The following is an 18,263-nucleotide window of genomic DNA, read 5'->3' as shown; positions in this document are numbered from 1 at the left end:
AACTACCCCACCAACTCCTCTTTCACCTGCATCGCCAGATCGAACGAATGCAAACGCGCCTGGTGATCGAAAATCTGGCCGTTAACCATAATCTCATCCGCCTGCGTTTCGCGCAGCACCGCCTCCAGCCCGTGGCGCACTTTCGCCTTATCGCCGACCAGCGACATGCTCAGCGCCTGCTGTACGCCGTACTGTTCGGAGGCTGACCACAGCTGATGCATATTCTCTACCGGCGGCGGAAGCTGGCCCGTTTCGCCGCGACGCAGCTTCACAAACGCCTGCTGCATGGAGGTAAACAGGAATTCCGCGTCGCGATTGCTGTCGGCGGCAATGATGTTGATACACACCATCGCGTACGGCTTCTCCAGACGCTCGGACGGCTTGAAGTTCGTGCGGTAAAGATGCAGCGCCTGATGCAGCATATCCGGCGCGAAGTGCGAGGCAAACGCAAACGGCAGCCCCAGCTGGGCGGCGAGCTGCGCGCTGTAGAGGCTTGAGCCTAAGAGCCAGACCGGGATCTTCTCGCCGTAGCCCGGCACCGGCCGCACGTGCGGGTTCGGATCGCGGGCGTCGAACCAGTCCACCAGCTCGGCCACGTCGCGCGGGAAGTTGTCGATATCGCCGCTCATATGGCGGCGCAGGGCGCGCATGGTCGGCTGATCGCTGCCCGGCGCGCGGCCAAGCCCTAAATCGATACGTCCCGGATAGAGGGTATTCAGGGTGCCGAACTGCTCGGCGATCACCAGCGGGGCGTGGTTGGGCAGCATCACGCCGCCGGAGCCCAGGTGCAGGGTGGTGGTATTTGCCGCCAGATAGCCAATCAGTACCGAGGTGGCGGCGCTGGCAATGCCTACCATGTTGTGGTGCTCGGCCAGCCAGTAGCGCTGATAGCCACGCTTTTCAGCCAGCTGAGCCAGGTCGAGAGAGTGCGAAAAGGCCTCTCTTGCCGAGGCGCCTTGTGGGATCGGCGCCAGATCCAGCACCGAAAACGGAAGGGTTTTGTCAGTCATAACAGCTCACTTTGTCGACGGTCAATCTTTAATACTGCATTAAAAAATGATAACCGTTGTTAACAAAGTGAGCCTTTTTTACGCCTGCAGTTCCAGCCCGGCTAACCGTCTCCAGTAGCCGTTGCAGTCGCTGTTTGCGGTCAACGGCAGCGGAGCTGCGCCGTTTTCGTTCGCGCGGAAGGCGTCCAGCATCGCGAACACGCCGGTATCCAGCGGCGACAGGCGCACCATATCCACCAGCCCGGCCATCGACGCCAGCTCGTTGCCGAGGTTATAGACATAGCCGCTCATGGTTTGAATGCCGTTCAGGACAAAGACCTGCTGATTCTCCTGCGACAGCACGCTGCGCCCGTTTGGGTACTTAATACAGCAGGTTTCGCATTCGTCTTTCGGCCGGTCTTCCGAGCGCGCGGTAAAGCAGCGGGCGGAGTAGGCCAGCGGGAGATGGCCATAGCTCAGCACTTCCACTTCAAACTGGTTGCGAATGCCCAGCTCTTCGCACTGATTCAGCAGGTTTGCCAGCCAGTCGCGCGAGAGCTCTACCGGCATGCACCAGCGCGTCATCCCCTGCTTGAGCAGCAGGCGCAGGGTCACGGCGTTATAGCAGTTCAGTGCATGACCCGCAACAAACGGCAGCTTGCGTTCGGCGCACATGTTTACCACGCCGAGATCGCTCGCTTCCAGCAGGAACTCGCCGTTCTCTACGTAGCGTTTCAGCTCGCCCAGCTCGGACGAGGCCTGCACCAGCGCGAGCGTGGAGAGCACCACCTGCTTGCCGCTCCCGGCCAGGCTTTTCGCCATCTCCAGCCAGTCGCCAACTTTGGTGGCGCGGCGCTTGCTGCACACCGCTTCGCCCAGGTAAATCACATCGGCGCTGCTGGCGGCGGCCTGTTGGTAAAAATCTTCCAGCGTCTCTTTTGGCCAGTAGTAGAGCACTGGACCTAATGAATATTTCATGGTTATCTCACTGCCATTTACGGTGATAGGCGCCAAGCGTGGTTTGCGTGCCCTCGGACATGGCGCCCAGCGTCTCCATCCAGGCCTGCTGCGCAGCGTAGTTCTGCGGGTCCGCCATGCAGCGGTCGATGGCCTGACGCCACACTTTCGCCACCTGGCTTACGTAGGCCGGGCTGCGCTGACGACCTTCGATTTTCACCGAGGCTATATTGGCCGCCAGCAGTTCCGGCAGCAGCTCCAGCGTGTTGAGGCTGGTAGGTTCCTCTAGCGCGTGGTAGCGTTCGCCGTCGACCAGATAGCGCCCTTTACACAGGGTGGGATAACCGGCGTTTTCGCCGTCCTGATAGCGGTCGATCAGCACCTCGTTCAGGCGCGACTCCAGCCCCTGCGGGGTTTGCTGCCAGCGGACAAAGCGGGCAGGGGAGCAGGCCCCGACGGTATTCGGTGATTCACCGGTTAAGTAAGAAGAAAGATAGCAACGGCCTTCGGCCATAATGCACAGGCTGCCAAAGGCAAAAACCTCCAGCGGCACTGGCGTGACGCGCGCGAGTTGCTTAACCTGATGAATAGAGAGCACGCGCGGCAGCACCACGCGGGCCACGTCAAAGTGTCGATGATAAAAACGCACCGCCTCTTCGTTGGTGGCAGATGCCTGAACAGAGACGTGGCGCTCAATATGGGGATAGCGTTCTGCCGCATACTCAAGCATGGCGAGGTCGGCCAGGATCAGCGCGTCGGCCCCCAGCTGTGCCGCCATATCCACCGCACGCTGCCAGCGCGCGTAACCGTCAGGATGCGCAAAGGTATTAATGGCGATATGCAGTTTGCGGCGGTGCTGGTGAACGAAGTTAACGGCTTCCTGAAGCTTTTTCTCCGTGAAGTTGAGGCCGGCAAAATGGCGGGCGTTGGTATCATCCTTCAGCCCGATATAGACCGCATCGGCCCCATTTTCGATGGCCGCCTTAAGCGCCGGAAGGTTTCCGGCAGGGCAGAGCAGCTCCATAATTTATCCTGATGTAGTCGATCGCAAAATTGTTAACGAGCTGGGATTTTAATTAACCCATACGCGACAATTTTTGATTTAAGGCAGCTAATGGCGTATTGATGGCACCAATAATGAGGTACGGCGGACGACGGTTTGTTGATTTACGCCGCTATGTTACGCGTCGGATATGGCAAAATAGCCGGACTATAGATATCAGGGAGTAAAGCTCGTGCTGGATAAACTGCGTTCACGTCTCGTACAATTTGGTCCATCAATGCTGAGCGTGCCGGTCAAGCTGGCGCCGTTCGCGCTTAAACGCCAGGTGCTGGAGCAGGTCCTGAGCTGGCAGTTCCGCCAGGCGCTGCAGGATGGCGAGCTGGAATTCCTGGAGGGCCGCTGGTTGAGCATTGAAGTGCGCGACATCGGGCTGCGCTGGTTTACCTCCGTTGAGAATGACCAGCTGATCGTCCGCGAATCCGCCGACGCGGATGTGAGCTTTAGCGCCAACGCCAGCGATCTGCTGATGATCGCCGCGCGTAAGCAGGATCCGGATACGCTCTTCTTCCAGCGCCGTCTGGTGATTGAAGGCGACACGGAGCTGGGTCTGTACGTGAAGAATTTAATGGATGCCATTGAGCTGGAGCAGATGCCGAAAGCGCTGCGCGTGATGTTAATGCAAATGGCAGGTTTCGTTGAGGCCGGGCTGAAAACCCCGCCGGACGGTAAACACACTTCAGTAGGTGAGCCATGCTGATTCGAGTCGAAATTGGGATTGATGCGCCGGGGATCGATGCTCTGCTGCGACGCGCCTTTGAGAGCGATGCTGAAGCTCAACTGGTCCACGATCTTCGTGAAGACGGCCTGATTACGCTGGGGCTGGTTGCCACCGATGACGAAGGTCAGGTAGTGGGCTATGTAGCCTTCAGCCCGGTCATCGTTCAGGGCGAAGAGCTCCAGTGGGTTGGCATGGCGCCTCTGGCGGTGGATGAAAGCTATCGCGGGCAGGGGCTGGCGCGTCAGCTCGTCTATGAAGGGCTGGATTCGCTCAATGAGTTCGGTTACGCCGCCGTTGTCACGCTGGGCGATCCGGCTTTCTATGGCCGTTTAGGCTTTGAGCAGGCCGCGCATTACGATCTGCGCTGCCGCTGGCCGGGTACGGAATCCGCCTTCCAGGTGCACCGCCTGGCGGACGACGCGCTCAACGGCGTGCATGGCCTGGTTGAGTACCACGACCATTTCAATCGCTTTTAATCAGGCTCTCGCGTAGCGCCTCAAAGGAGCCGTCTCCGGCCACGAGGCGCTCTTTCTGGCGCTTCGTCAGCTGTTTAATCCGGTATTCCAGCCTGAGCGCCAGCGATCGGTCACCGACGTGGGCCGAAAAGGCGAGCCGTAATTCCCCTTTCCCCCGCAGCGCTTTTGCCCCTTTCCCCGTTTGATGTTGTAAAAAACGCCGGGCCACATCGGTGGTGATCCCGGTGTAGAGTGCGTTATCAGCGGTTCGGACAAGATAGAGAAACCAGCACACGGTAAACAGATTCAGTATGTTAAGGTGAACGCACCATAGCATGAGAGAGAGCGAAAATGGAAACACTGGCCGCCATTAGCCGCTGGCTGGCGAAGCAGCATGTTGTCACCTGGTGCGTCTGTAAAGACGAAGAGATGTGGTGCGCAAACGCGTTTTACTACTACGATCCGGAGCGCGTGGCGTTTTACGTCATGAGCGAAGACAAAACGCGTCATGCGCAAATGACCGGCCAGCAGGCGAAGGTCGCGGGCACGGTGAATGGCCAGCCTAAAACTGTCGCGCTGATCCGCGGCGTGCAGTTCAAAGGGGAAATTCGTCGTCTGGACGGAGAAGAGAGCGACGCGCGTCGTAAGCACTACACGCGCCGCTTTCCGGTTGCCGCTGCGCTAAAAGCCCCGGTATGGGAAATTCGCCTCGATGAGCTGAAATTTACCGACAACACCCTGGGCTTTGGCAAGAAGCTGCACTGGCTACGCGCCGAGCAGGCGTAGCGCTTCGCGGTTAAACGCCGGGAGATCGTCCGGAGTCCGGCTGGTGATCAGCTGGTCTTTGTCGTTGACCACCTCCTGATCGTAAAACTCGGCTCCCGCGTTTTTTAGATCGATAACGATCGGCTTCACGGCGGTAAGCTTACGCCCCCGAACCACTTCTGCGCTAATGAGCAGCTGCGGGCCGTGACAGATGGCAAAGACCGGTTTGCCGGTCGCGACGAAGTCCCGCGTAAAGGTCACGAAACGATCGTCTCCACGCAGGGAGTCCGGTGAATGGCCGCCGGGTAACAGCAGGGCGTCAAAATCGGAGGGGCTAACGTTATCGATGTTCTCGTCGATAGTCACGCTCGCCTCGCCCCTATGGCCTGTGACCGTTTTGCCCGCCTCTTTCTCAATGGTGATGACCTCATGTCCCGCCTTGCGGAACGCCTCTGCAGGAGAGGTGAATTCTGAATCTTCAAACTCGTCGGTAATCAAGACTGCGATTTTCTTACCCATGCTTCCTCCGTTGTTTTCGCTTCAGACTGATTTTTCTCCGCTTGTGGTAAATACTTACCTGTAACAGACTTCTAAGTGTGGTCGACGACGCTGAGTTCGCAAACGGACAATTCTGTAAAGGGGATACGATGAGTCAGGTATTGATTACCGGTGCTACCGGGCTGGTTGGCGATCATCTGCTGCGGCTGCTGCTTCAGGATCGCCGCGTGAACTACATTGCCGCCCCGACGCGTCGACCGCTGGCGGACATTTCCGGCGTTTTTAATCCGCACGATCCGCAGCTGACGGATGCGCTGGCGCAGGTCCGGGATCCGATTGATATTGCCTTTTGCTGTCTGGGCACCACGCGGCGGGAGGCGGGTAGCAAAGAGGCATTTATCCACGCCGACTATACGCTGGTGGTGGATACCGCGCTCGCGGCGAAAAAGCTGGGGGCCAGACATTTTCTGGTGGTCAGCGCGCTGGGCGCCAGCGCCGGATCGCCTTTCTTCTACAACAAGGTGAAGGGCAAGATGGAGGAGGCGCTGATCGCGCAGAAATGGGAGCAACTCACGATTGTGCGCCCTTCGATGCTCATCGGCCACCGGGACGAGCGCCGCTTTAACGAGTCGGTCCTGGCCCCGCTGTTTCGAATCCTTCCCGGCAACTGGAAAGCCATCGAGGCGCGGGACGTCGCGCGGGCGATGTTAAAAGAGGGACTCGCCCCGTCGAAAGCGGGCGTAAACATCATCCCTTCGGCAAAACTGCGTGAAATCGCGCAGGGCGAGGCGTAAACTCCCCCGGCTAATAACCTAATACTCTCCGGGGAATGCTATGACTGGTCAGTCTTCATCTCAGGCGGCAACACCTGTTCAATGGTGGAAGCCCGCACTCTTCTTTCTCGTGGTCATTGTTGGCCTCTGGTACGTGAAATGGCAGCCGTACTACGGTAAAGCTTTCACCGCCGCAGAAACGCACAGCATCGGTAAATCTATTCTCGCGCAGGCTGATGCCAGCCCGCTTCAGGCGGCGTGGGATTACGCCATGGTCTACTTCCTTGCCGTCTGGAAGGCCGCCGTACTCGGCGTGATCCTGGGCTCGCTGATTCAGGTGCTTATCCCGCGCAACTGGCTGGTGAAAACGCTTGGTCAGCCGCGTTTTCAGGGCACGCTGCTGGGGACGATTTTCTCCCTGCCGGGCATGATGTGTTCGTGCTGCGCCGCGCCCGTGGCGGCAGGAATGCGCCGTCAGCGCGTATCGATGGGCGGCGCGCTGGCGTTCTGGATGGGCAACCCGCTACTCAACCCGGCAACGCTGGTGTTTATGGGCTTTGTGCTGGGCTGGCATTTCGCGTTTATTCGTCTGGTGGCCGGGCTGCTGACCGTGCTGGTGGTGGCGACGCTGGTGCAGAATTTGGTGAAGGATAAGGCGCCAGCGTCCGCGTCTGTTGAGCTGGACGTCAGCGAGCCGCAGGGCGGGTTCTTTGCCCGCTGGGGCCGGGCGCTATGGCAGCTTTTCTGGAGCACCATTCCGGTCTATATCCTGGCGGTGCTGGTTCTCGGGGCGGCGCGCGTCTGGCTCTTCCCGCATGCGGATGGCGCTATCGACAACACGCTGATGTGGGTGATTGCGATGGCCGTTGCAGGCTGCCTGTTTGTGATCCCAACGGCTGCGGAGATCCCGATTGTTCAGACCATGATGCTGGCAGGTATGGGCACCGCACCGGCGCTGGCGCTGCTGATTACGCTGCCGGCGATCAGTCTCCCGTCGCTTATCATGCTGCGTAAGTCGTTCCCGGCGAAAGCGCTGTGGCTGACCGCTGGGCTGGTGGCGTTAAGTGGGGTGATGGTGGGAAGCATTGCGCTGATGTAAAAAAAAGCCCGGTGGCGCGCGCGCTTACCGGGCCTACAGTCAGGTGTGGATTACTTAATGTAAGTAAACGCGGTGGTGACGTGCTTCACGCCGCTCACCCGGCTGGCGATATCGGCCGCCGCTTTCCCTTCACGGTCCGTCACCAGACCCAGCAGGAACACTTCGCCGTTTTCAGTCGTCACCTTCACGTTGGATGATTTCACCTGGTCCGAGCCCAGCAGCTGGGAACGCACTTTAGTGGTGATCCAGGTATCGGAAGAGGCGTCACCCAGGCCAATTGGCTTGCCCTGACGCACTTCGTTAAACACCTCTGTGGTCCCTTCTACGCCCATCGCAATCTGTTTCGCACGCGAGGCGAGCTCCATATTCGGCGCCTGGCCTGCCAGCAGCACTTTGCCCTGATAGGCCGTCACGTTAATACGCGCCTCTTTCTTGATTTGTTCGTCTTTCGACAGCGCACTGTTGACGCGCAGCTCCAGCGTGCCGTCATCCACCTGCGTCCCGACAGAGCGTGGATCGGTCGCCGCTTTGGTGCCTACCGCGGCGGTACCCACAACGGCCGCAGCGATACATCCCTGAAGCAGTAGTGCAGACATAAGGACTGCGAGGGTCGATAAAGCCTTCATAAGAACTCCTTAATCATCCTGGTGAGGGAAAAGCGTGTTATCGATCAGGTCACATAAGCAGTTCACCGTGAGCATATGCATTTCCTGAATACGCGCGCTCCGGTGAGAAGGAATGCGGATTTCCACATCCTGCGGCCCAAGCAGACCCGCCAGCTCACCCCCGTCATAGCCGGTTAAGGCCACGATGGTCATATCGCGGGTGACGGCGGCTTCAACCGCTTTAACAATATCCCGGCTATTGCCGCGCGTGGAGATGGCCAGCAGCACATCTCCGGCATGACCCAGGGCCCGCACCTGCTTTGCGTAAATTTCGTCATGCAGACGATCGTTAGCAATCGCCGTTAAGACCACATTATCGGTATTAAGTGCAATGGCAGGTAAACTCGGGCGCTCTGTTTCAAAACGGTTGATCATGCTGGCAGCAAAATGCTGTGCGTTGGCGGCCGACGTGCCGTTGCCACAACAGAGGATTTTGTTGCCGTTAAGCAGGGACTGCACCAGCGTCATTGCGGCACGCGAAATAGCATCCGGAAGGGCTTCCGCCGCGGCAATCTGAGTCTGGATGCTTTCTGTGAAGCACACTTTAATTCTTTCGAGCACGTTATCCCTTTTAAATCTTAATTATGCGTCTTCGCCAAAAGCGTTTTTAAGCCATTCGATCTCATTTCCGGTGAAGGCTATCACATCGAACCGGCAATCCACAGTATCAAAACTCCCATTATGGCGGGCAAGCCACAAGTGGGCAGTCTGTAATAATTTATGTTGCTTGGCGAGCGTCACGCTGGCGGCAGCACCGCCAAAACGGGAGGACTGTCGAAAGCGTACTTCTACAAACACGATGACCTGACCGTCTTTCATGATCAGGTCGATTTCGCCGCCGCGCCCGCGGACGTTAGCGGCGATAAAGCGCAGTCCTTTGCCTTCAAGCCAGCGACGCGCCTTTAGCTCCCACGCATCGCCGGTCTGTTTGCGGCTTAACTGGCCGGGACGATCTGCCCCTGCTGGTATTTGAGCCATGATAACTTCCTGTTAATCACACAATCCTGAGTGGCGGTCAGATCGCCGGTGTTGCCGTTGAGCTCAAAGCCAGGGACCTGGCGCATCTGGGTAAAGTGGTTCGCCAGCGCCCACGCGTCAACACCCATGGCATACAGACGCGCCAGCGAGTAATCGTTACGTACGGTACTCAGCGCCTGCTGCATCAGCGCCGGGTTGCTGCCTGCCAGCATTGGGATTTCGCTGTACTGCAGACCGTCCATTTCCAGACGGAAGTCCGGGCCTGCGGTACCCTGCGCGCTGCGCGAGCTGGCGTAGAGCGTTGCGCCGCTCTGGCTGCCGTTACGCATCGCAATCATCGGTTTGATAAAGGCGATCTCCTGCGGCGTAGCAACGATATAGGCCGCATCCACTTTGCCGCCCCCGCTAATCTGCGCGTCGGTAGGTGGGGCTGGGATCGTCAGGCCACCAATCGTCACCCCCTGCTGCTGTGGCAGGCTCGCGGCGACAGGACTACCGTTGAGCGCGATACCCGCTCCACCGTTTACGCCCGCGCGCAGTTCAGAGACGGAACCGAATTTCTGCTGCAGCACTACGCCGCCGCCCAGCTTCTGCCACTCATCGGCAAAGGCAGTGGCCACGCGGTCGCCCAGCGCGCTGCGTGGGATGAGCAGCAGCGGAGCCTGCTTGCCCTGCTCGTGAATATGGCGCGCCGCGTCGCGGGCTTCATCTTCAGGGGAAAGCGCGAAGTAGCAGATATTCGCCCGGTTCTGAACCTGCTCAGGCTGGTTGAGCGCCAGCACGTTCAGCGTGGTATTGCTCTTCATCAGCTCATCCACGTTGTTTTTCAGCAGCGGACCGACAACGATGCTCGCCCCGTCCTGTTGCACCTGCGCCAGAACCTGGTCCAGCGGCTGCGAACTGGTGTCGTAGATTTTCAGTTCAGCGCCCGGGTTGGCGCTGGTGGCTGCCACGGCCTGCGGCTGCGCGGCAGGTTGAGCGGTAGGTTGTGCTGACTGCTGTTGAGGCTGTTCTGCCGTTGTGGCAGGTGCGGGAGTCGCCTGCGTTTCGACCGGAGCCTGAGCCGCAGGGGCGGCAGTCGCTGGTGCTGGGGTCGCTGGAGGCGTCGTCGGGGCCGTCACCGGGTTTTGCATGGTACCCTGCGCTGGCGCTTGCGCCGTGGTCAGGTCGCTGGTCTCGGCGGCGGACGGGCTGACAACATCGTTCACGTTGGCCGCCTGAGCCGCCTGGGCGGGAACGGCGCTGCCGGTCACCGGCGTCGTGCCGTTTTTCGCCGCTTCAAAGCCCTGCTGAATGGTGCGTCCAAACACCGCCGCCTGGCCGTTGAGCGGCAGAAGTAGGGCGATTTTGCTGGTCGACGCTGGCTTAAAGTTCTGCACGTTCACCAGCTGGGTTGGCAGCATTTTCGCACCCGGGTTTTGCGGGTAGCGCGTCTGCCAGTCCGTAATGCCGGCTTTCAGCATCTTTGGATCGCTGCGGTTGGTAAACCACATCTGCTGCAGATCCAGCCAGCCCTGCAGGACGTTTTCATCGGCGTTGATGACCAGCGCCTGCGCCTGTTCCTGCGTCATCGACGCCAGCGCCTGCCAGGTGGCATCAATATTTTTCTGCTTGTCGGCACCGCCGAGCAGCGGCTCTTGCGCGACGAGCGCGCGGAGCAGCGTCAGGGAAGGGCGTCCCTGCTCCGCGGTAATGCCCGCCTGCCAGAAGCGCGCCTGCTGATTTTTATCCAGCGCGCTCACGTCGATGTCCCCAAGGATCTTCTTCGCGGCGGCGTAATCTTTCAGCGCGACCTTCAGCTCGGCGGAGAGCAGGCTCTGCTCACGGCGCTGGGCGTCGTTAAGATCTTTTGGCAACTGGTTAAACAGTTCGGCAGCCTGCTGGGTTTTACCCTCTTTCAGCAGTGCACGAATGGCGAGTAATTGCCAGTTGGTCTTGGTATCATTTGAACTCTGCGACATTTGTTGCAGATAAAAGCCAGAATCAGCCTGAGCAGAACCCTGAAGATGGGCGGTGCTCTGGTCAGGTGCCTGGGTGCCACAGCCTGCAAAGATCAGGGCTGCCAGCAGAAGCGGCACGCTGCGCGCGGCTTTTTTTCGAAGAAACGTTAACGGTACCATACTGTATCCAGTGATTTTTTTTACGCAATGCTCAATATTAAATCGGCAATACGGACGAAACAATGAAACAACACGAAACGGCAGATAATTCTCAAGGCCAGCTTTATATTGTACCTACTCCTATCGGGAATTTGTCTGATATTACCCAACGTGCGCTCACCGTACTGCAAGCTGTTGATTTAATTGCTGCTGAAGATACCCGCCACACCGGCTTACTGCTGCAACATTTCGCGATTAACGCCCGTTTGTTTGCTTTGCACGATCACAATGAGCAACAAAAAGCCGAAACGCTGGTGGCGAAGCTGAAAGAGGGGCAGAACATTGCGCTGGTCTCCGATGCCGGTACGCCGCTGATCAACGATCCTGGCTATCACCTGGTGCGTACCTGTCGCGAAGCCGGTATACGCGTAGTGCCGCTGCCGGGGCCGTGCGCCGCGATTGCTGCGCTGAGCGCCGCAGGTCTGCCGTCCGATCGCTTTTGCTATGAAGGTTTCCTGCCTGCCAAATCCAAAGGCCGCCGCGACGTCTTAAAAGACCTGGAAGCGGAACCGCGCACCCTGATTTTCTACGAGTCCACCCACCGACTGCTGGAGAGCCTGGAAGATATGGTGATCGTCTGGGGGGAAGGGCGCTACGTGGTGCTGGCGCGCGAGCTGACCAAGACCTGGGAAACGATTCACGGTGCGCCGGTGGGCGAGCTGCTGGCGTGGGTGAAGGAAGATGAAAACCGCCGCAAGGGCGAAATGGTGCTGATTGTCGAAGGGCATAAGGCGGAAGATGACGCGCTGCCTGCCGACGCGCTGCGTACCCTGGCGCTGCTACAGGCGGAGCTGCCGCTGAAAAAGGCCGCTGCGCTGGCGGCGGAAATTCACGGCGTAAAGAAGAATGCCCTGTATAAGTACGCGCTGGAGCAGCAGGGGGAGTAAGCCAAATGAGCCGCTATCAGCCTCCATTCACCATCACGCCCTATATCCTTAATCAGGTGGATTGGTGAGCTATTAGGGCATGGGGCGGCTGTGGCAAACGTTGATCTTAAATCAGTGGCGTGCAGAACTGGCATGGCTGCCCGTGGAAACACTGATTCACTTCCAGCAAGCGCGCTATTACCAGATTTTAGGGCAATGCGATCGGGCCAGTGATTGCACGGTATTCGTGGAATTTATGCTGCAAAATATGGCGGAAGCCTTGCGGGAAGGCATCACCATGTCGTCCGTCATATCGGAAAAAATGTCGGAAAAATTGTCGGAAAAGGAAAAAGCTGTCCTTGAGCTTCTCACCGTTCAACCACAATTGACTGCGGTAATGTTGGCATCTGTCCTGGGCGTAACTTCCCGCACTGCGGAACGTTATCTCCAATCTTTGCAAGCAAAAGGTAAATTAAAACGCATTGGGGCAAGGAAAGGTGGAAGCTGGCAGGTCATGGCTTAACCTGCCAGTTGAACACGATTTAGTTTCCCGGTATCGCCTCAAACACCAGCGTTTCCAGCGGCTGCAGCGTAATCACCACCGCGTTTTTTATCCTTCACCAGATTCAGCTTCACCGTTACGTTAAGATCCTTATCAGTAATGCTTCAGCATGCGGTTGATGGACTGCTCCAGCCAGTCGCGCTGCGTGCCGAAGTTGATTCGCAGGTAGTTTTCGCCGTTTTGCACGTAGTGGCTGCCGTCCTCAATCACCACACCAGCCTGACGGGCGAAATGTTGGGTTAGCTGCGTCGCGCTGCGCTCGTCGGCGCTCACGTCTATCCAGGCCAGATATGACGATTCCGGGTTCATCATCTTCCACGCCGGGAAGTGGGTCTGAATAGCGTCCGCAAGATAGCGGGCATTGCCTTGCAGATACCCGTTCAGCGCGTCGAGCCAGGGCAAACCCTGCTGGTAGGCGAGGATAATCCCCCAGACGCCGAACATATTGGGCGAGGTAATCGAGTTCTTCTCAAGCTGCTGGCGGAAGCGCTGGCGCAGCGTATCGTCCGGGATCATCGAATATGAGGTTTTCAACCCGCCCAGGTTGAAGGCTTTATTGGGCGACGTCAGTACGATCAGGTTGTCCAGTGCGGCACTGCCCGGGGTCAGACAGCTGACGAATGTGCCGTCCAGAATGTGCTCGGCGTGAACCTCATCAACCACCAGAATCGTGCCGTAGCGTTTACAAAGATCGGACACCTGGCGTATCTCTTCCGCGCGCCAGATTCGGCCCGAGGGGTTATGCGGCGAGCAGAAGAACCACAGTTTTGGACGGTGGGTTTTAAGCTGATCTTCAATCAGATTAAAATCCAGATGATAGCGGTTTTCCACCACGCGAAGCGGGTTAGCGAGGACCCGCACGCCCTGACGCTGTGCCGCCATGGCAAACGGGTCGTAGACCGGTGTGTTCATCATCACGCAGTCGCCAGACGTGCAGAATGCCTGCACCGTATAGTGCAGCGTGGACACGGTGCCGTAGGTGAGGGTAATCCACGATTTCTCCACCTCGACCTGGTGGCGCGTTCGCTGGAAGCGAATCACCGCCTCGTAAAACTCGTCGAAGCACCACGTATAGCCAAAGGTGCCGTGCTCCACGATGCGCCGAAAGCCTTCAATCACGGCGGGCGGCGAGGTGAAATCCATATCTGCGATCCACAGCGGGATAAACCCTTCCGGAACATCACCAAAGCGCGAGCAGACAAACGCATGGTCCCATTTACGGCACCTGTCGCTTTTACGCTCGATGATTTTGTCGAAATCAAACACAACGACCCCCTGTTAAATTAAGGCTTCAATGCCGGTTTTGACGCTCTGCACCTGCGGGCCGATGATCACCTGTACGCTGTGGGCATCCAGCACCACGACCGACAGGGCGCCCGCCGCTTTCAGCGCCTGCTGATCGATAAGCCCCATATCCTTCACCACCAGACGCAGGCGGGTGATGCAGTTGTCGAGCGACTCAATGTTCTCTTTGCCTCCGAGCGCCTGCAGAATAAGCCCGTGATCGTATTTGGATTTTCCACGCGCGCGGGTATTGGCTTCGACGGCCTGCTGCGCGCCCTGCGCGTCCACCTCGCGTCCCGGCGTCTTGATATCGTGTTTCAGGATGTACCAGCGGAAGACGAAGAAGTAGATAGCAAACCAGGCAATACCGACCGGGAACAGCAGATACCATTTGGTCGACATCCCCTGCATCACGCCGAAGATCAGCAGATCCAAAATCCCGCCGTCGGTGTTGCCGATGGTGACGCCGAGCAGGGCCATCACCATCAGCGCCAGGCCCGACATCACGATATGGAAGGCGTAAAGCGCGGGGGCGATAAACAGGAACAGGAACTCAATCGGCTCTGAAATACCGGTGACGACGGACACCAGCACGCCCGAGAGCAGCAGGCCCTTAATCACCGGGCGGTTTTCCGGGCGGGCGGTGCGGTAGATGGCGTACGCTACGGCAGGTAAGCCGAAGATAAAGGTCGGCATAAACCCTTGTGACAGAAACGCGGTAACGTGCGGGCTAAACGGCAGACCGGCTTTCAGCTCGGCGTAGAAGATATTCAGCGCCCCGGCGACTTCGTGTCCGTTAACCATTTCAATGCCGCCCGCAGGGGTGAAGCGCACCATCGCCAGCAGAATGTGGTGCAGGCCGAAGGGTTTAAGCAGCAGCACGCCCACGCCGTAGAGGAACGGGCCAAAGACGCTGGTGCTCTGGATGATATGGCCAATACCGGCGATGCCCATCGCAACGTATTCCCACAGCAGCGGAATAAACAGACCGACCAGTGAAAGGGTAAGGGCGGTGATAATCGGTACAAAACGGATGCCGCTAAAGAAGGCGAAGGCGTCGTGCAACACCGTGTCCTGAAAACGCTCGTGCAGGAAGTAAGTGATTACTCCCACGACGATGCCGCCCAGCACGCCCATCTCCAGGGTCTGGATCCCCAGCACGATCGATTGCCCCACCTGTCTCATGGTGGCGGCATCGGCAAGCTGGTGGGTGGCGGTCAGGTAGTAGTTGATGCTCATGTTCATCAGCATGTAGCCGACGAAACCGGCAAACGCGCCCACGGCCTTATTGCGTTTGGCAAGGCCCATGGGGATCGCCATGGCGAACATCAGCGGCAGGTAGGTAAAGGCGAAGCCGCCCACCATGGCGATAAAGCCAAAGGTCAGCTGCGTGAGTTCGCCGCCGAGAAAAGGAAAACTTTTAATCGTGGAAGGGCTGGTCACCGAGCTGCCGATACCCAGCAGCAGGCCCATAAACGCCAGAAGGGAGACCGGAAACATAAAGGTCTTTCCCAGGCTCTGAAAAAACTCCCACGCTTTCGATTTGAATGACTTTTCCTGTGTCATGTAGGGTACTCCTCGGAATTTTTTATGGTAATGGAAGGCGCGGTCGTGAATCAGAACGCGCCTTCATATTTGCGAGGCTTATAGTTATTTTTTAGGTATTGATGTAATGCGCGATGGGGTCAGGCTTCGGCCGGAAGCAGAAGGCGGTTTGCGGAACCGCAAACGGCGATTTTGCTTCTGACCACCGATTTCATGGCGTCCATGCCAACCCGCATATAGAAGCGCGGATCGTTGCCCTGCGGATTTTCGGCAAACCAGGCTTTCACCGCGTCAGAGAAGGCGATTTTCAGCTCGGTTGCCACGTTGACTTTGCACACGCCCAGCTCGATGGTGCGGCGCACATCCTCATCCGGCACGTCGCTTGCGCCGTGCAATACCAGCGGCACGGTGACCACTTCGCGGATGTCCGCCAGCCGCTGGAAGTCGATTTTTGGGCGTTTGGTATAAAGGCCGTGGGCGGTGCCGATGGCGACGGCAAGGCTGTCGACGCCGGTCAGTTCAACGAAGCGTTTCGCCTCCTGCGGATCGGTGAGGAACGCGCTTTCGGCGTCCACGCTCATGTCATCTTCCACGCCGCCCAGGCGGCCCAGCTCGGCCTCGACGCTGCAGTCGTGTAGGTGGCAGAAATCGACCACCGACTTCACCAGCTTCACGTTTTGCTCGAACGGATAGTGGCTGCCGTCGATCATCGCGCTGCGCACGCCCGCGTTGACCTTGCGGCGAATATCGTCCAGCGACTCGTGGTGATCGAGGTGCAGCGCTAACGGCATGTCGTAAGTGTGGGAGTACGCGCTGCACAGAGCGTAGATCTCTTCCAGCGCAATATGCTTAAAGGTGCCCGGCGTGCCCGCCAGGATCACCGGCGATCGCATTTCGCTGCACGCTTCGAGAATCGCCTGGATCGTCTCCGCGTTGTGGATGTTAAACGCTGGAACGGCGTAACCTTTTGCCTGCGCGTCCTGCAGAAGATATTTCGTCGAAATAATAGTCATAATCGGATCCTCTTAAGCCTGCCACGGATGAATAACAACGCCCTGCACCACGCGATTGACCGTCCCGCTGGCGGATGGCGTATCGGGCGTATTGCCTACGCTGAGCGACTGGGTAAGAGCAAAGACCTGGGCATAGATCAGGAAGCAGAACGCCTGTTCCATGTCGCTAAACGGGCGGGAAGGTGGCAGCAGGATGTGCGGACCCGCTTCAATGGCCGGATCGTTTTCAGCGGCGATGGCGACGACGCGCAGGGCCTGACGATCGCGGCGCAGTTCGGCCAGCAAATCCAGATCGTACCGGCGCGTATACGGATGGCTGGAGATAAACACCACCACCAGCGTTTCGTTATCCACCAGCGACTTCGGCCCATGACGGAAACCGGTGGGGGAATCGTAGAAGGCCGCCAGCTTGCCCGCCGTAAGCTCCAGCACCTTCAGCGCCGATTCGCGCGCCGCGCCCTGCAGGCCGCCGCTTCCCAGATACACGATCCGTTTCCACGGTTCGCTGCCAAAGACGCCGTGGCTGAAATCGCCGAGCGAGGTGAGGATCGCCTGACAGCGATCGGCCACGTCGCGGAAGGTTTGACTGTTGATCGTCTCCGGGGCGAATACGGCAAGACAGCTCGCCATCATGGTGGTGATACTGCTGGTCATTGCGAACCCGCGATCGTGCGTTTCGGCTGGCATCAGCAGGGCATAAGCGTTATCGCTGTCGACGGCGGTCTGGTACAGGCTCCCCGCCTCGTTGCAGGTGATCGACAGGTGGTAGCACTCCGGTACGAACTGGTTGGCCAGCTTAACGGCCGCGACGCTTTCCGGACTGTTGCCAGAACGGGCAAACGAAACCAGCAGGAGCGGATGTGCAGGGCTGAAGTAATCCATCGGGTTAGTGACCAGATCAGTGGTCGGTACGGCGGAGATATTTTTCCCGGTGTGGCTCGCAAGCCATGGCGCAATGATATCGCCGATAAATGCGGACGTGCCCGCGCCGGTCATGACGATCCGCAGATCGGGCTTGTGCAGCAGCGGCGTCAGGAAGCTGTCAATCGACGCGCGCAGGCTATCGATGTTGTTGAGCGAGCGGATCCAGCTGGCAGGCTGCTGGCGGATCTCTTCCTCGGTCCAGGTGCCGGTTGCGGCGGCGGTGGGTATTTGTGGCATAACTCAGTCCTTAGTCGTGTGAATTCCACATCAGACGCTGGTAAACGTGTCGCTATCTTTCGTTTCGTTTCACTTGTTCACATAAGCAGTGAAATAAAATCTATAGAAAAGAAATCGAAACTTCAACGAAAGAAAAGAAATAAAACGAAAAGTGTGATCGTGAAAGGGAAGGGGGAATTTAAGGAAAGGAAAAGAAAGGCCTTACGATGTCACCCGATAAGGCCGAAAGAAAATAAGAGGTAGGGCTTAAAAAGTCAGATTTCGAAAGTTAGGGGGTTATATCCCTTCCTCTGCCGGTGCTTCCTCGCGACAGCGCCCCAGCTCGTCTACGAGGCTCGTCAGGCCGCGATGGCCGCACGCCAGCGCCTGCAGGCGAAACGCCTCGCTGCTTAATCCGTCGCGCTCCAGCACCATCTCCAGCAGCAGCTGCAGGTTGGTGCCGGTAATGACTTCGCGCCCCGGTTTTTGCATCGCGATCGTTGACGCCACGCGAAACGGCGTGCCGCCGAGCAGATCGGTAAGAAACACAATATCGTGCTCTGCATCGAGTTCGTTCACCGCCTGCTCAAGCTGCGCGGTCAGCCGCGCGGTGGTGGACGTTTCCGGAAAATCGATGGCGATAAACTGCGGCTGTGCGCCCAGGATCTGCTTCATCGCCTGCTCAAGCCCGCTGGCAAAACCGCCGTGACCCGTCAAAATAATGCCTAACATCG

General features: G+C 58.2%; 20 protein-coding genes and 1 pseudogene. 7 read left to right on the top strand and 14 right to left on the bottom strand.

Annotation, left to right across the window (positions count from 1 at the left end; all coding sequences use genetic code 11):
• Positions 1–2 precede the first annotated feature (2 nt).
• From L6R44_RS13255 to ubiU, 3 genes are all read right to left on the bottom strand, one after another.
• Entirely contained in the window at positions 3–1,010 is a 1,008-nt protein-coding gene (locus L6R44_RS13255; RefSeq protein WP_237424487.1) for a luciferase-like monooxygenase, read from the bottom strand.
• 78 nt (positions 1,011–1,088) lie between these two features.
• A complete protein-coding gene (locus L6R44_RS13250; protein ID WP_237424486.1) occupies positions 1,089–1,967 on the bottom strand; it encodes a U32 family peptidase in 879 nt (292 codons plus the stop codon).
• A gap of 7 nt (positions 1,968–1,974) precedes the next feature.
• Complete coding sequence (ubiU, locus tag L6R44_RS13245; RefSeq protein ID WP_237424485.1) at positions 1,975–2,970, bottom strand: ubiquinone anaerobic biosynthesis protein UbiU; 996 nt, start codon at positions 2,968–2,970, stop codon at positions 1,975–1,977.
• A 211-nt stretch (positions 2,971–3,181) separates the two neighbouring features.
• On the opposite strand from ubiU, the gene ubiT reads away from it, so the two are divergent.
• On the top strand, positions 3,182–3,706 hold the full coding sequence (gene ubiT, locus L6R44_RS13240; protein WP_237424484.1) for a ubiquinone anaerobic biosynthesis accessory factor UbiT: 525 nt from the start codon (positions 3,182–3,184) through the stop codon (positions 3,704–3,706).
• Positions 3,700–4,203 (top strand): GNAT family N-acetyltransferase, encoded by a 504-nt coding sequence (locus tag L6R44_RS13235; RefSeq protein ID WP_032642322.1) that lies wholly within the window; start codon positions 3,700–3,702, stop codon positions 4,201–4,203. The genes ubiT and L6R44_RS13235 overlap by 7 nt, the downstream gene beginning before the upstream one ends.
• Here L6R44_RS13235 and L6R44_RS13230 read toward each other — a convergent pair.
• Positions 4,190–4,519 carry a GIY-YIG nuclease family protein gene (locus tag L6R44_RS13230; protein ID WP_237424502.1) on the bottom strand — a complete coding sequence of 110 codons (330 nt, stop codon included), beginning with the start codon at positions 4,517–4,519 and terminating at the stop codon, positions 4,190–4,192. The two genes, L6R44_RS13235 and L6R44_RS13230, sit on opposite strands and share 14 nt — an antisense overlap.
• Positions 4,520–4,533: 14 nt before the next feature.
• Here L6R44_RS13230 and L6R44_RS13225 point away from each other — a divergent pair, with 14 nt between their 5' ends.
• On the top strand, positions 4,534–4,968 hold the full coding sequence (locus tag L6R44_RS13225) for a YhbP family protein (RefSeq protein WP_032642320.1): 435 nt from the start codon (positions 4,534–4,536) through the stop codon (positions 4,966–4,968).
• Here L6R44_RS13225 and L6R44_RS13220 read toward each other — a convergent pair.
• The gene (locus L6R44_RS13220) at positions 4,948–5,466 is read right to left on the bottom strand and encodes a type 1 glutamine amidotransferase domain-containing protein (RefSeq protein ID WP_237424483.1); all 519 of its coding nucleotides are present in this window, start codon (positions 5,464–5,466) and stop codon (positions 4,948–4,950) included. The two genes, L6R44_RS13225 and L6R44_RS13220, sit on opposite strands and share 21 nt — an antisense overlap.
• 128 nt (positions 5,467–5,594) lie before the next feature.
• Between L6R44_RS13220 and L6R44_RS13215 the strand changes: the two genes are divergently transcribed.
• Together L6R44_RS13215 and L6R44_RS13210 are read left to right on the top strand one after the other, a co-directional pair.
• Positions 5,595–6,239, top strand: coding sequence for an NAD(P)H-binding protein (locus L6R44_RS13215; RefSeq protein ID WP_237424482.1), 645 nt, complete (start codon positions 5,595–5,597; stop codon positions 6,237–6,239).
• A 40-nt stretch (positions 6,240–6,279) separates the two neighbouring features.
• A complete protein-coding gene (locus L6R44_RS13210; RefSeq protein ID WP_237424481.1) occupies positions 6,280–7,317 on the top strand; it encodes a permease in 1,038 nt (345 codons plus the stop codon).
• A gap of 50 nt (positions 7,318–7,367) precedes the next feature.
• Here the strand turns inward: L6R44_RS13210 and dolP are convergent, their stop codons facing one another.
• Genes dolP through L6R44_RS13190 form a run of 4 tightly spaced genes read right to left on the bottom strand, consistent with a single transcriptional unit; the run spans position 7,368 to position 11,080 of the window.
• Positions 7,368–7,943, bottom strand: a complete 576-nt coding sequence (gene dolP / locus L6R44_RS13205; protein WP_024906379.1) for a division/outer membrane stress-associated lipid-binding lipoprotein — start codon at positions 7,941–7,943, stop codon at positions 7,368–7,370.
• A gap of 9 nt (positions 7,944–7,952) precedes the next feature.
• On the bottom strand, positions 7,953–8,543 hold the full coding sequence (gene diaA / locus L6R44_RS13200; protein WP_003861754.1) for a DnaA initiator-associating protein DiaA: 591 nt from the start codon (positions 8,541–8,543) through the stop codon (positions 7,953–7,955).
• Positions 8,544–8,564: 21 nt separating this feature from the next.
• Entirely contained in the window at positions 8,565–8,960 is a 396-nt protein-coding gene (locus L6R44_RS13195) for a YraN family protein (protein ID WP_021242244.1), read from the bottom strand.
• Complete coding sequence (locus tag L6R44_RS13190) at positions 8,918–11,080, bottom strand: penicillin-binding protein activator (RefSeq protein WP_237424480.1); 2,163 nt, start codon at positions 11,078–11,080, stop codon at positions 8,918–8,920. Before L6R44_RS13190 ends, L6R44_RS13195 begins: the two co-directional genes overlap by 43 nt.
• Before the next feature lie 62 nt (positions 11,081–11,142).
• Between L6R44_RS13190 and rsmI the strand changes: the two genes are divergently transcribed.
• A complete protein-coding gene (gene rsmI, locus L6R44_RS13185; RefSeq protein ID WP_237424479.1) occupies positions 11,143–12,006 on the top strand; it encodes a 16S rRNA (cytidine(1402)-2'-O)-methyltransferase in 864 nt (287 codons plus the stop codon).
• Between the two features lie 79 nt (positions 12,007–12,085).
• Positions 12,086–12,508, top strand: a pseudogene (locus L6R44_RS13180) (Fic family protein); the annotation flags it as partial.
• A gap of 132 nt (positions 12,509–12,640) precedes the next feature.
• Here the strand turns inward: L6R44_RS13180 and L6R44_RS13175 are convergent.
• From L6R44_RS13175 to agaF, 5 genes are all read right to left on the bottom strand, one after another.
• Positions 12,641–13,813, bottom strand: coding sequence for a MalY/PatB family protein (locus L6R44_RS13175; RefSeq protein WP_237424478.1), 1,173 nt, complete (start codon positions 13,811–13,813; stop codon positions 12,641–12,643).
• A gap of 12 nt (positions 13,814–13,825) precedes the next feature.
• The gene (gene malX, locus L6R44_RS13170) at positions 13,826–15,397 is read right to left on the bottom strand and encodes a maltose/glucose-specific PTS transporter subunit IIBC (protein ID WP_237424477.1); all 1,572 of its coding nucleotides are present in this window, start codon (positions 15,395–15,397) and stop codon (positions 13,826–13,828) included.
• 119 nt (positions 15,398–15,516) lie between these two features.
• A complete protein-coding gene (kbaY, locus tag L6R44_RS13165) occupies positions 15,517–16,389 on the bottom strand; it encodes a tagatose-bisphosphate aldolase subunit KbaY (protein WP_237424476.1) in 873 nt (290 codons plus the stop codon).
• Positions 16,390–16,401: 12 nt separating this feature from the next.
• Positions 16,402–17,550, bottom strand: a complete 1,149-nt coding sequence (locus tag L6R44_RS13160) for an SIS domain-containing protein (protein ID WP_237424475.1) — start codon at positions 17,548–17,550, stop codon at positions 16,402–16,404.
• A gap of 276 nt (positions 17,551–17,826) precedes the next feature.
• Positions 17,827–18,261, bottom strand: coding sequence for a PTS galactosamine/N-acetylgalactosamine transporter subunit IIA (gene agaF / locus L6R44_RS13155; RefSeq protein WP_237424474.1), 435 nt, complete (start codon positions 18,259–18,261; stop codon positions 17,827–17,829).
• Between the last annotated feature and the right edge of the window lie 2 nt (positions 18,262–18,263).

Origin of the sequence: Enterobacter cloacae complex sp. ECC445, from assembly GCF_021892025.1 — a bacterium.
Lineage (GTDB): Bacteria > Pseudomonadota > Gammaproteobacteria > Enterobacterales > Enterobacteriaceae > Enterobacter > Enterobacter chengduensis.
Note: the sequence above shows the minus strand (reverse complement) of the source record. Positions and strands in the feature narration are given on the sequence as shown.